Below are 13,342 nucleotides of genomic sequence, written 5' to 3'. Positions count from 1 at the left end.
CTTACCTTAACTTCGCTCCCAGTTCTCTCTCGAACGCCATGGTCAGTTTCTGCATGGTTTTATCAATCTGTTTGTCTGTAAGAGTTTTTGATGTGTCTTCCAGTACAAAGGTCACCGCGTAGGATTTTTTTCCTGCGCCAATTTTATCACCTTCGTACACATCGAACAAGGAGATTCTCTTAAGCAGATTTTTCTCTGTTTTTCGGGCTGTTTGTTCAATGGCAGCATACTGAACAGATTCATCAAGTAAGAGCGCAAGGTCTCTTTTCACTTCAGGGAATCTGGACAGTTCTGAGTATGTAATTTGTTGACGGGAGGATGCTTTCACCAGATTATCCCAGTTAAATTCTGCGAAGAAAACAGCTTCATCAATGTCAAACTCCTTCAGAAGTTTGGTTTTCACCATGCCGATGGTCAAAAGCACCGAATTTCCAGTTTTATATTCCAGTCCGTCAGAAAGCAGTCCGGGAGTTATGCCTGAAACCTGACACATTTCAGGTGATATTCCCATCTTTAACAGTACATTTTCTGAATGTGCTTTAATGTCGGCAAAGGATGCTTTTTTTGCAGGAGAATACCAATTGGCAGATGCCACGTGTCCTGTCATGAACAACGAGAGGCGTTGTTCTTCAATGTAACTTTCCTGAACAGTAACATCACTGTTTCCTTTCAGAAAATAACAGTTTCCAAGTTCAAACAGTTTTAAATCCTGATGTTGGCGATTTCGGTTGTGACGAATGGTCTCCAATCCTCCAAAAAGTAAAGTTTGGCGCATGCCGTTCAAATCACTGCTTAAAGGGTTGGCCAGAATAACAGTTCGTGATGCAGGAAATTCGGTGCAATCATCGTAATAGGCCGACTTTGTTAAGGAGTTGCACATGATTTCCTGAAATCCGCTTCCGGCCAATTGTGCGGAAATTTCGTTTCGTAACTGGTGATGGTTGGGCTGTGGCGAGTAAACAATGGTGGAGTTTACAGTTGTGGGGGCTTCAACGTTGTTGAAACCGTAAACCCTAAGAATTTCTTCAATAACGTCGGCCTCACGTTGCACATCAACCCTGTATGGCGGAACTGCCACGCTTAATCCGGTTTCGGTTTCATTGGTAATTTTGATGTCAAGGGATGTCAGAATTTTTTTCACCAGGGTTTGGTCAATGATTTTCCCTATCAAACGGGTGATGTTTTTCCAGCTTACATCTACTTTAAAATCAGTTACCGGGTTTGGATAGACGTCCACAACCTCGGACGATATTTCACCACCGGCAATTTCTTTTATCAGAAGTGCCGCTCGTTTTAAAGCATAAACTGTGATGTTTGGGTCGGAGCCTCTTTCAAATCTGAATGATGCATCGGTGAAAAGAAGGTGGCGTCGAGATGTTTGACGGATATATACCGGGTTAAAGCAGGCACTTTCGAGAAAAATACGTGTGGTTTTTTCAGTAACCCCGCTTTTAATTCCTCCAAAAACTCCGGCAATACACATGCCTTCAGTTTCGTTGCATATCATCAGGTCTTTTTCGTGGAGTGTTCTCTCTTTTTCATCGAGTGTGATAAATTTAGTGCCTGCAGACATGGTTTTTACAACAACATGATCACCGGTTATCTGATCTCCGTCGAACGCATGTAACGGTTGGCCACATTCATGCAAAACAAAGTTGGTGATGTCAACAATATTGTTGATGGGTGTCATACCAATGCTCAGGAGTCTGTTTTTAAGCCAGTCGGGCGATTCCGTGACTTTTACCCCGGAAATGGTCACTCCACTGTATCGCGGACATGCCTCTGCATCTTCAACGGTAATTTTTATCGGATAATTGTTATTATCGGTTTTGAAATCGTCAACCGATGGTTTTGTTACTTTAATATTGGGGTCGGTCAGTTGAAGCGATGCCGCCAAATCTCTAGCTACGCCAATGTGGGAGGCCCCATCAATGCGGTTTGGGGTCAAATCAACTTCAAATATGGTATCCGATTCAATTTTGAAATATTCAGCAGCGGGTGTTCCAACTTTTGTTTCGGGATTCAGCACCATAATTCCATCGTGACTGGTTCCCAGTCCAATTTCATCTTCGGCACAAATCATCCCTTCTGATGCTTCTCCGCGTATTTTTGTTTTCTTGATAACGAACGATTCTTCCCCACTGTATAGGGTTGTTCCCACCGTGGCTACCACCACTTTTTGTCCGGCCGCAACATTGGGTGCTCCACAAACAATGGGCAATGGTTCACCTGTCCCCACATCTACTGTGGTTACACTAAGTTTGTCAGCGTTTGGGTGTCTTTGGCATGAAAGAACCTTTCCAACAACCAGTCCTTTTAAACCTCCTTTAACGGTTTCTTTTTCTTCAATACTGCCAACTTCGAGTCCCAAAGCAGTTAATGCAGCAGCAATTTCAGAAGGTGATTTATCGGTATTGATGTAATTTTTTAGCCAGTTATATGAAATATCCATGCCAGTAGCGGTTATCTGTTAATTATATAATTACAATTTTTTGTGAGTTCTTTAAGAATTCACAAAAATAGCATTTTACTTTTATGGAGCGAAAAATTATTCCGTTTGTTTTGATACGTACCCGACTGCATTGGCAATTAATTTTCGGTATTGGGGGTGATGAAACAGATCCGGTCCATGTCCGGGCATGATATAAACAATAGCAGATTGGTTGAAGCGGTTGGTCCATCCTATGGTTGAAACGGAGTGAGGATTGATTTTTCAAATAGAGATCAATAAATACCCATTGTTGTTTCTTCCTTTAATGTTATCTTTGATTTCTTAAACAAGTAAACATGGAAAGAATAAGTACCAACCACAGGCCTTTGATATTAGTGACCAATGATGACGGGGTTGAAGCGCGTGGATTAAAGGCTTTGATTGAGGTGGTTCGGCCGTTTGGAGATCTTTTGGTTGTGGCATCTGATCAGCCTATGTCCGGCATGTCACACGCCATTACAGTGAAATATCCTTTATATCTTACAAAAGTAACAGATGAACCCGGACTGGAGATTTATAAAACAAACGGAACTCCCGCCGATTGTATAAAACTAGCGATGAATTCTCTTTTGGAGAAAAAACCGGATTTTGTTGTATCAGGAATTAATCACGGAACCAACAGTTCTGTGAGCATGCATTATTCAGGCACCATTGGAGGAGCCAGAGAAGGTGCCTTAAATGGAATTCCTGCCATAGGATTTTCTCTGCTCGATCATCATCCTGAAGCCGATTTTTCAAATGCCATCCACTATTGTCGTGAAATCTTCAGTTTTGTGCTTAGCAACGGCATGGAACAGGGTATTTGCTATAATGTTAACATCCCTAAAGGAAAAAGTATAAATGGGATTAAAGTTTGTCGCCAGGCCAAAGGTGTTTGGGTTGAAGAGTTCGATAAAAGAATCGATCCCAGAGGACGAACCTATTATTGGCTGACCGGACATTTCCAGAATAATGAACCCGAATCCACCGATACCGATGAATGGGCGCTTAATAACGGTTATGTATCCGTGGTACCCTGTACCATTGATGCCACACACCAACCTTCCCTGGAGCATTTGAAAAATGCGGGTCTCGACAGGGTTGCTTCTCATCAGATTGTTTGAAAATAAATTCCACAGATGAAACGAGCCATGTCGAATGTTTCAACACTCAAGGAGATCACTAGCTGTCGAGTTCCATCTGATTATTGAAAAACAAATTATTAACAGATGAATAGAAATTGGAAAAACAACCAAATTACAGGTTTAATTATTGGATTTATAGTCCCTTTGATAGCCTCCTTGCTCATTTATCATTTCAGGTATCCCGGTGCAGGAACCTATATTGAATTCCTTTCGAAACTCAATGAGTGGGACAGTTTGGGAAAGTTGTTGAGTTTAAGTGTAATTCCCAATTTGCTGTTCTTTTTTATCGGGTTGAAAAAGGAGTGGATGAAAAGTGCAAGGGGAGTTTTAACGGCCACCATGATATACGGTGTTGTGGCTTTGATTATTTTTATGGCTCAGTAAAATAGTTGTTTAGGTGAAGTACTATATAATAGCAGGCGAAGCATCCGGCGATTTACACGCATCAAACCTGATGCGCCAGATTAAAAAAAACGATAATATGGCGCATTTTCGCTATTGGGGAGGCGATTTAATGGCTGCCGAAGGCGGACAATTGGTGGCTCATTACAGAGATACCGCCTACATGGGTGTTTTTGAAGTGGTAAAGAATCTGTTCAACATATTCAGGAATTTTAGAAAATGCGAAAAAGACATTCTCAACTATCAACCTGACGTCGTAATTTTGGTTGATTATCCTGGTTTCAACCTGCGAATGGCCAAATTTATTAAAAGAAGCGGGTTTAAGGTGTTTTACTACATTGCACCAAAGGTTTGGGCATGGAACAGGAGTCGTGTAAAGAAAATTAGAAAATATGTTGATAGAGTTTACTCTATTTTACCTTTTGAAACCGATTTTTTTGCCAAATATGGCATAAATGCCATATATTCAGGGAATCCTTTATTGGATTCAATTGATCAGAGGAAGAATAAAAACGAAACGGGAGAGGAGTTTCGAGTTCGTAACGGGTTAAACGGAAAACCCATCATAGCCATGCTTGCCGGCAGTCGCAAAGAAGAAGTTCATCGTTTGCTGCCTGAAATGGTGACGATGATGCCTCATTTTCCCGATTTTCAGTTTGTTATAGCTGGTGCACCATCTTTCACCATGAGTCATTACGAGCCATATCTTCAAAATGTGAAGGAGGCCAAGGTTTTGTTTGATGAAACATACAGTTTGTTGCAGCATGCCCATGCCGCCATGGTGACTTCCGGCACCGCAACCCTCGAAGCGGCCTTGCTTAATTGTCCGCAAGTAGTATGTTACAAAATGTGGGGAGGAGTTTTTACTGATTTTATGTCTAAGCGGGTGATTATAAAAGTACCATACATCTCTTTGGTGAATCTGATCATGCAGCGCGAAGTGATTAAAGAACTCTTTCAGAGTTCTTTTTCGACCGAGGCATTGCTTGATGAATTGAAAAAGTTATGTTACGATGAATCTCATCGTAACAAAGTTTTTAAAGGTTACGATGAACTTAGTTTTATAATGGGAGGGCCTGGCAGCAGTGAACGTACCGCTAGATTAATGGCCGATACTTTAAGTGAATAAAATCCTTTGGGATTGCTTAAAATATATGTTTTATGCAAATCTTTAAATTTGCAGAGGTCACAGAAATTTAAACCTAACCCATCAGTCTAAACATCTTGTTTCTAATAATTTGTTCTGTATTATGCTGGCACTTTGGAAAAAAGAAGTCATGTCGTTTTTCAGCTCACTTACGGGCTATTTGGTAGCAGGCGTATTCCTGTTAATGACAGCACTGTTTTTGTGGGTCATTCCCGGAAACCTGAATATTCCCTTCGGAGGTTATGCTACCCTGGATTCTCTGTTCTGGATTGCACCCTGGTTGTATCTATTTCTAGTTCCGGCAGTCACCATGCGTTTGCTGGCCGATGAAAAAAAATCAGGCACCATCGAGTTGCTTATGACTAATCCTTTAACTGATTGGCACATTGTGTTGGGTAAATATCTGGCCGGGGTGACTTTGGTGGTCATATCTCTGATACCCACTTTGGTCTATTTTATCTCTGTACATTACCTCGCTCAGCCGGTGGGGCACATTGACCACGGAGCCATTTGGGGGTCATATATCGGGCTGGTACTACTTGCCGCCGTCTATGCATCCATCGGGTTATTTGCTTCGGCTTTAACAGAAAATCAGATTGTATCCTTTGTTATTGCCGTAGTCATCTGTTTTTTCTTCTACAGTGGAATACAGTCCATGGCAGTTTTACCGTTTTTTCGTCCCATTGGAGGTTTTCTGGTTCAGTTAGGAATTGATGAGCATTATCAATCAATCAGCCGTGGGGTTGTTGATTCGCGCGATTTGGTATATTTTGTCGGTATTATAACTTTCTTTTTAGTGTTAACAAAAACCGTTTTGGGAAGCCGTAAGTGGTAAATTTTTAAAATGAAGGAGATGAGTAGATTCAACCCCCGCAAAAAAGATTTAATTCAGCTGGCTTTGGTTTTTGCTATAATTATAGTTGTTAACCTGATTTCATCCAACTGGTTTTTTCGAATTGATTTAACCGCAGAAAAGCGATATACACTGGCTCCTGTCACCAGAGATTACTTACGTAATCTCGATCATCAGGTATTAGTAAGAGTCTATTTACATGGAGATCTCAATGTAGGTTTTCAGAGGTTGGCACGTACCACTCGTGAAACACTTGATGAGTTCCGTTTGGTATCAAGAGGTGCTATACAATATGAATTTGTGGATCCTGCTACCGATGCAAACATCCGTGAAGAACTTCGGGAGTGGGGGCTTTCTCCCGTTCCCGTTTATGAGGCCGAAGCTGATGGTCGGAGAACACAAACCAATGTTTTTCCTTACGCAATTTTTCATATAGATGGGTATGAGCTGCCTGTGAATTTATTGGAAAATCTGCCGGGAAAATCGGGTGCTGAGAACCTGAATATATCTATGGAATCGCTGGAGTATAAAATTACCGACGCCATGCGACGTCTCGCAACTGATGAGATTCCTGCCGTTGCATTTCTGGAAGGGCATGGAGAATTGGATGAATGGGATGTGTATGATATTACCGAAGCTTTGTCACACTACTACCAGGTGGACAGGGGCGCTTTGACAGGCGATCCATGGGTTTTAGATAATTACGAAGCCATCATCATTGCCAAACCACAGGAGCGTTTCTCCGAGAGCGACAAGTTTATTATCGATCAGTACATCATGCGAGGAGGTAAGGTTCTTTGGTTGGTGGATGCCGTTAATGTAACGCTCGACAGTTTAAGACGTGCCACTCAAACAGTTGGATTGGCAACGGATGTAAATCTTTCCGACCAGCTTTTCAGATATGGAGTTCGAATCAACCATGAGTTGTTGCAGGATATTCAGGCAGCAATGATTCCTATAAATACCGCTCCAGACGGTCAGCAACCCAGATTCGTTCCGGTTCCATGGCTTTTTAACCCGCTTCTGAATGTTAATATGGAACACCCGGTTACCCGCAATCTGAATGCAGTAAGAGGAGAATTTGTCAGCAGCATTGATACCGTTGGGAGTCCGGAAGACATATACCGTGAGGTTTTGTTGCATACCAGCAGATTTACCCGACGATTGCCGGTTCCTGTATATATTTCTCTTGCCATGGTAAACGAACGACCGGAAAGAGAGGATTTCCGAAGTTCATATGTGCCTGTTGCAGTAGCAATGGAAGGCTCATTTCCATCGGTTTTTGCAAATCGGTTAATACCCCCGGGTATTGAAATGGAAGCTTCAGAAGTACGACACCGGAGTGAACCAACCCGTATGATAGTGGTAGCAGATGGCGACATCATTAAAAATGAAGTGAGAAACCGCCATGGAGCATCGCCACGTGCCATGCCCTTAGGGTTTGATGAAATGGGCAACCAGACCTTTGGAAACAAGCAATTTATTCTTAATGCCATCAATTATCTGGTTGACGATGAAGGTTGGATGGAGCTAAGAACCAGAAATTATGAACTTCGTTTGCTTGATAGGGAGAAATTATCTTCACAAATTAAGTTTTGGCAAACCATTAATGTTTTGGTACCGCTTCTTTTTCTGTTGTTGATTGGGGTGACGCTTCCAGTATGGCGTAAGTTTACTTTTGGAAAACATAAGGGAGTTGATGAGGCTGTCTAAAAAGTCTGTTAATAATATTCAATACTTACAATTTGTAAAACAACCTTGCTTTCACTCCACCAAACCTCCCCATAGTGGGAGACTTAAAGTCCCCTAGGGGATTTAGGGGTGAATTATTAACGTGTAATTTACGATTTGAAAGATAAGGAAAATTTAAATTTACTTTTTGGACAGCCTCATCTGTTTCAAAAATTTGTATATTCGAACGCTTTTTAAGCTTTTATGCTTTGCCGTATTTATGATATAAAACATCACAATGACTTTTTAGTTTTTTCATGAAAAACAGAAGAGGAATTCAATCAAAAATTAATTGATATTTCATATATTTGAGAAGAAAGAAAAGTACTTAATGCATTAAAATAAAACAAAATAACTATGAAGTTTGTCGTATCCAGCTCCGAATTGCTGTCGCACCTGACGGCCATAAGCCGGGCAATTTCTACAAAAAGTCAGTTACCGGTGCTTGATTGTTTCCTGTTCGATTTAAATGGAACTACCCTGAATATCACAGCTTCCGATCTGGAGGTTACCATGACTACCACCATGGAAACCGAAAGCACCGAAGGCGATGGGAAAGTTGCGTTGCCTTCTAAAATGTTATTAGAGGTTCTTAAGAAGCTTCCGGAGCAGCCTCTAACTTTTGAATTAGCTATGGATTCGCTCATGGTTGATATGGTTTCGGAAAAAGGAAAGTACAATTTTGTGGCGCAAGCTGGTGATGACTATCCTGTTATTCCTGAAATTGATGAGGATAAGGCTAGTAAATTGCAGGTTCCTGCTTCAATGTTGCTTACAGGTATTACCAAAACCCTGTTTGCTACAGCCGACGACGAACTGAGACCAGTAATGAACGGTATTTTATTCGAATTGTCTTCTGAGAGCCTTACTTTTGTGGCTTCCGATTCGCATAAACTGGTTCGCTATAGAAGATTGGATGCCAAGAGCGAGTTTGAAGCATCATTTATTCTTCCTAAAAAGCCCGCAGGCTTATTGAAAAATGTGTTGCCTCGCGAAAGTGGTGATGTAATGATTGAATTTGACCATAAAAATGCATTTTTTAACCTGCCAAACTATAAATTGGTTTGCAGACTTGTTGAGGGTAATTATCCCAGCTACAATGCTGTGATTCCACAGGACAATCCCAATAAAGCTGTAGTTGACAGAGTTGATCTGGCCAACTCACTTGGTAGGGTATCGATATTCTCAAACCAGGCTTCCAATTTAGTGAAGCTGCATCTTGGTAAAGATGAACTGGTGGTATCCGGACAGGATATTGATTTCTCAATTTCAGGTTTTGAGAAACTTAATTGTCAGTATGACGGTGATGAAATGGAGATCGGATTCAAATCGGTGTTTTTAAGTGATATTCTTGAGAATATCAATTCTGGTGATATCATCATTGAGTTATCAGATCCTTCAAGAGCCGCTATTGTATTACCTTACGAAAAAAGTGATGATGAAGATGAATTGATGCTGATCATGCCGATGATGATTAACGCATAATTCTGATCATACGTTTAATATTTTACGGAGGCTGTCCAAACATGGTTTGGACAGCCTTTTGTGTATCTTGAAATCTGTATTTATTAATCAGGTTAAAAACTCTATCTTTGTCTATTCAAAATTTTAGTTAGCATGTCAGTTAAAAAAGAGAAGGTAGTTATTGGTTTGTCGGGAGGCGTGGATTCTAGCATTGCAGCATTTGTTCTGAAAGAGCAGGGATACGATGTTATTGGGTTGTTTATGAAAAACTGGCACGATACCACCGGTGTGTTAAAGGCTGATTGCCCTTGGCTTGATGATAAATTTGATGCGGAATCTGTTGCGCGTAAACTGAATATTCCTTTCCATTTTGTTGATTTAAGCGATCATTACCGGAAAAGGGTTGTCGATTATATGTTTGCCGAATATGAAAAGGGTCGTACCCCAAATCCTGATGTGCTTTGTAATCGTGAGATCAAGTTTGACGTGTTCATGGATGAAGCCATGCGCCTTGGTGCTGATTATGTGGCCACGGGACACTATTGCCGGAAAGAAACTGAAATAATTAACGGACAACCGGTTTACAAACTTCTAGCTGGCGCCGATCAGAACAAGGATCAGAGTTATTTTTTGTGCCAGTTATCTCAAAAGCAATTAGAGAAGGCGCTTTTCCCCATAGGTGATTTGCAAAAGCCTGAAGTAAGAAGAATAGCCAATGAACTTAAACTGGTAACGGCTCATAAAAAGGATTCACAGGGAATTTGTTTCGTAGGGAAAGTTGACCTGCCTGTCTTTTTGCAGCAAAAGCTTGAAGCAAAAAAGGGGAAGGTGTTTCTGGTTGAACCAAATTGTGAACTGTTTCAGAGAGATTGGAGCAGGGCAGATGAAAATTCCACAGACGACGAACTGGCGGAACTTTCAAAACCATTTCCATTTCATCCAAAATTTGGAAGCAGAGTTGGCGAACATAATGGGGCTCATTTTTATACCATCGGACAAAGGAAGGGGCTCAACATAGGCGGTTTCCCGGAGCCCCTGTTTGTGATTGGAATTAACGTGGACTTTAACCAGGTTTATGTTGGAATGGGGCAGGAGCATAACGGGTTATTCCGTTCAGTTATTCAGATTCAACCTTCGGAAATTCATTGGATCAGGCCTGATTTGGCACTTGAAATTGGTCAATCGATGCGGTTAAAAGTACGTATCAGATACCGGCAGCCTTTGCAAGACGCTTTAATAATTCGGCGAACCAATGGTCTGTTTATCGTTTTTGATGAGCCGCAAAGAGGAGTCACAGCCGGACAGTTTGCTGCATGGTATCGCGATGACGAATTAATTGGTTCAGGTGTAATTGGATAGTTATTATATATGCAAAAAATCGGGTTGATTTCTGATACACACAGTTGGTTGGATCCACGATTGTTCGAACTTTTTAAAGATGTTGATGAGGTTTGGCATGCCGGTGATATAGGCTGTGAAGAAGTTTTAGATCAACTGGAGTCTTTTAAACCGGTAAGGGCTGTTTATGGTAACATTGATGGAGCGGAATTGCGGCGAAAAGTACCCGAACTTCAACGATTTACCATTGAAGGGATAGATGTTTTAATGACTCACATTGGGGGGTATCCCGGCAAATATGCACCCAAAGTAAAACAGGTCATTTATTCCAATCCCCCAAAACTTTTTATTTGCGGCCACAGTCATATTCTGAAAGTGATGAACGATTCATCATTAAATTTGTTACATGTAAATCCCGGAGCTGCCGGTAAATATGGTTTTCACTTAGTACGAACTGCGATCAGGTTTGTTCTGGATGAAGGAAATATCAGCGATATGGAAGTTATCGAACTTTCACCGGTGCGCGTTTAACTTGCAGATAAGTAAAAGTCTTGCGGTCTTTTCTTCAATGGTATTGTTTTTTTTAATATTTTAGAGAGCAACATACGAGTGAGTAATTGGGTTTTATATGGTAAATGTTCCGAAATATTTCAATCGTGATATTAGTTGGCTATCATTCAATTATCGGGTTCTTGAGGAGGCCGATGATAAGAGACTGCCGCTTTATGAGCGTTTGAAATTCCTGGCTATCTATTCATCCAACCTGGATGAATTTTATAAGGTAAGAGTCGCAGAATATAAATATAATTTTGATCCTGAAGAAGTCGATGAAATTCAGGGAGCATCGCCCGTAAAGGTGCTTAAGCAAATCAACACCATTGTTGACAAACAATTGATCGATTTTAGTCGAATTTTTCATAATGAGATTCTGGCCGGATTATATGAAGAAGGGCTTATGTTGTATCAAGGGTTTGAGCCTCCTGCCAAAGTGCATCAGACTTTTATCCGGGACTATTTTTATCGTGAGGTTATTCCCTATCTGCAACCGGTTCTTTTAACTCGCGGTACACGCTCGTTCTTAAGGGATAACAGATTGTATCTGGCCATCAAACTTTTTAGAAAAAAAAATACCGATGATCCCGAACGACTAAAGAAGCGACGACCCCGTTACGCCATTGTTAAGTTGCCTACCAATGACCTGCCGCGCTTTATTCGATTGCCGGATTTGGGAGGACAATATCACTTCCTTTTTTTGGATGATCTGGTAAGATTCAATTTGCAGGAGCTTTTTCCGGGCTATGATGTTGATTCAAGTTACTGCATAAAACTTTTGAGAGATGCAGATTTGGGAATTCAGGATGAATTCAGTGGAAATCTTGTGGAGAAAATTAGGCGCAACATCGGGCTTCGAAAAGTTGGAGAGCCCACTTTGTTTACTTATGATCGAGCAATTCCTTCGGAATTTCTTCAGATATTGAAAGAGACTTTTGGCCTTTATAAAGAAGATATGCTGGCAGGTGAGCGTTACTTAAGTTTTCAGGATTTTTTCTCTTTCCCAAACCCGTTTTCGCCTCGTCTGCAAATGAATCATCCATCACCCATTCAGCCGGCAGCACTGCGGAAGTATGGTTCTATGTTTTCAGCCATCAAAATCAAGGATCGGGTGCTTCATTATCCTTATCAGTCTTTTGATTTTGTATTAAAATTCTTAAATGAAGCATCGCTTGATCCAAAAGTGGAGGAGATTAAGGTTACTCAGTACAGGGTGGCCTCAAATTCGGCCGTTGTAAACGCACTGATCAATGCCGCCAGAAATGGAAAGCGAGTCACTGTTTTTGTTGAAGTAAAGGCAAGGTTTGACGAGGAGAATAACCTCCAAATGGCACGCCTGATGGAGAAGGCCGGAGTCAGGATTATTTACAGTCTGCCTGGACTAAAAGTTCATGCCAAGATGGCGCTGGTCATCCGCCGTGCAGGAGGTGTGCGGAAAAGATCTTATGCCTATTTAAGCACAGGGAATTTCAATGAAAAAACGGCTCGTTTGTACGCAGATCATGGATTCTTTACATGCAAAGATGAGTATATTTATGATCTAGAGAGGCTTTTCAATTATCTGGAAGACCAAAGTGAACTTCCGGTTTTTAATAAAATACTAGTTACTCAATTTAATTTTAAGCAGGATTTAATGCGCTATATCGATCGTGAGATCGAATTGGCTCAAAACGGAGGTGAGGGATACATTCTTTTAAAGATGAATGGCATTCAAAATAAAACCTTTATTAATAAATTGTACGAAGCAAGCGATGCTGGTGTAAAAATTGATCTCATTGTTCGCGGAATATGCAGCGTGGTTCCCGACCAGCCATTCAGTAAAAATATTCGCATCCGCAGAATTGTTGACAGCTACCTGGAGCACGCTCGCATATGGGTGTTTGGAAACAGCGGTAATAAAAAGGTATACATGACTTCTGCAGATTGGATGAATCGCAACATTAACCGACGTATTGAGATCGCATTTCCTGTTGATGACGAGGAGATTCTAGAAGAACTGCTTGATATTTTAAACCTTCAGTTAAGAGACAACGTGAAAGCCAGGTATATTGACCATCAACTTAATAATATTAAGGTAGAACACGATGGCTATGAGCGGATCAGATCTCAATGGAGTACTTTTAATATGTTGGCTGCCAAAGAACCGGATTACAATGGCGATTTATTTGAAGTTTAAATATTCGCCTACAAACTCAGAAGAGCAGATACCAATAAAAACATTATGAAACGAGTTCCGAGAC

At 41.0% G+C, this 13,342-nt stretch carries 10 protein-coding genes; 9 read left to right on the top strand and 1 reads right to left on the bottom strand.

What is annotated here, in order from left to right; translation table 11 throughout:
• Nucleotide 1: 1 nt before the first annotated feature.
• Nucleotides 2-2,452 carry a phenylalanine--tRNA ligase subunit beta gene (pheT, locus tag B5X70_RS08950; protein ID WP_079557562.1) on the bottom strand — a complete coding sequence of 817 codons (2,451 nt, stop codon included), beginning with the start codon at nt 2,450-2,452 and terminating at the stop codon, nt 2-4.
• A gap of 335 nt (nt 2,453-2,787) precedes the next feature.
• Between pheT and surE the strand changes: the two genes are divergently transcribed.
• The 9 genes from surE (at nt 2,788) to ppk1 (ending at nt 13,278) form a co-directional block, all read left to right on the top strand.
• Nucleotides 2,788-3,594 carry a 5'/3'-nucleotidase SurE gene (surE, locus tag B5X70_RS08945; protein WP_079557561.1) on the top strand — a complete coding sequence of 269 codons (807 nt, stop codon included), beginning with the start codon at nt 2,788-2,790 and terminating at the stop codon, nt 3,592-3,594.
• Between the two features lie 105 nt (nt 3,595-3,699).
• Nucleotides 3,700-3,999, top strand: coding sequence for a hypothetical protein (locus B5X70_RS08940; protein ID WP_079557560.1), 300 nt, complete (start codon nt 3,700-3,702; stop codon nt 3,997-3,999).
• Nucleotides 4,000-4,012: 13 nt separating this feature from the next.
• On the top strand, nt 4,013-5,146 hold the full coding sequence (gene lpxB / locus B5X70_RS08935) for a lipid-A-disaccharide synthase (RefSeq protein WP_079557559.1): 1,134 nt from the start codon (nt 4,013-4,015) through the stop codon (nt 5,144-5,146).
• 121 nt (nt 5,147-5,267) lie between these two features.
• Nucleotides 5,268-5,999, top strand: coding sequence for a gliding motility-associated ABC transporter permease subunit GldF (gldF, locus tag B5X70_RS18315; RefSeq protein WP_232468372.1), 732 nt, complete (start codon nt 5,268-5,270; stop codon nt 5,997-5,999).
• An 18-nt stretch (nt 6,000-6,017) separates the two neighbouring features.
• Nucleotides 6,018-7,730 (top strand): gliding motility-associated ABC transporter substrate-binding protein GldG, encoded by a 1,713-nt coding sequence (gene gldG / locus B5X70_RS08930; protein ID WP_232468371.1) that lies wholly within the window; start codon nt 6,018-6,020, stop codon nt 7,728-7,730.
• A gap of 375 nt (nt 7,731-8,105) precedes the next feature.
• Nucleotides 8,106-9,233, top strand: a complete 1,128-nt coding sequence (gene dnaN, locus B5X70_RS08925) for a DNA polymerase III subunit beta (RefSeq protein ID WP_079557558.1) — start codon at nt 8,106-8,108, stop codon at nt 9,231-9,233.
• Between the two features lie 132 nt (nt 9,234-9,365).
• The gene (gene mnmA / locus B5X70_RS08920; protein WP_079557557.1) at nt 9,366-10,571 is read left to right on the top strand and encodes a tRNA 2-thiouridine(34) synthase MnmA; all 1,206 of its coding nucleotides are present in this window, start codon (nt 9,366-9,368) and stop codon (nt 10,569-10,571) included.
• Nucleotides 10,572-10,580: 9 nt separating this feature from the next.
• Nucleotides 10,581-11,081: a metallophosphoesterase family protein gene (locus B5X70_RS08915; protein ID WP_079557556.1), complete on the top strand. Its 501-nt coding sequence runs from the start codon at nt 10,581-10,583 to the stop codon at nt 11,079-11,081.
• 97 nt (nt 11,082-11,178) lie between these two features.
• A complete protein-coding gene (gene ppk1 / locus B5X70_RS08910) occupies nt 11,179-13,278 on the top strand; it encodes a polyphosphate kinase 1 (protein ID WP_079557555.1) in 2,100 nt (699 codons plus the stop codon).
• The last annotated feature ends 64 nt before the right edge of the window (nt 13,279-13,342 follow it).

Source organism: Alkalitalea saponilacus, assembly GCF_900168165.1.
Lineage (GTDB): Bacteria > Bacteroidota > Bacteroidia > Bacteroidales > Marinilabiliaceae > Natronoflexus > Natronoflexus saponilacus.
This window is presented reverse-complemented; position numbering and strand designations above follow the sequence as displayed.

Coding starts and splice junctions, on each gene's coding strand:
- ppk1 (WP_079557555.1), top strand. CDS start 11,179: ATGGTAAATGTTCCGAAATATTTCAATCGTGATATTAGTTGGCTATCA.
- mnmA (WP_079557557.1), top strand. CDS start 9,366: ATGTCAGTTAAAAAAGAGAAGGTAGTTATTGGTTTGTCGGGAGGCGTG.
- surE (WP_079557561.1), top strand. CDS start 2,788: ATGGAAAGAATAAGTACCAACCACAGGCCTTTGATATTAGTGACCAAT.
- gldG (WP_232468371.1), top strand. CDS start 6,018: ATGAGTAGATTCAACCCCCGCAAAAAAGATTTAATTCAGCTGGCTTTG.
- dnaN (WP_079557558.1), top strand. CDS start 8,106: ATGAAGTTTGTCGTATCCAGCTCCGAATTGCTGTCGCACCTGACGGCC.
- B5X70_RS08915 (WP_079557556.1), top strand. CDS start 10,581: ATGCAAAAAATCGGGTTGATTTCTGATACACACAGTTGGTTGGATCCA.
- B5X70_RS08940 (WP_079557560.1), top strand. CDS start 3,700: ATGAATAGAAATTGGAAAAACAACCAAATTACAGGTTTAATTATTGGA.
- pheT (WP_079557562.1), bottom strand. CDS start 2,452: ATGGATATTTCATATAACTGGCTAAAAAATTACATCAATACCGATAAA.
- gldF (WP_232468372.1), top strand. CDS start 5,268: ATGCTGGCACTTTGGAAAAAAGAAGTCATGTCGTTTTTCAGCTCACTT.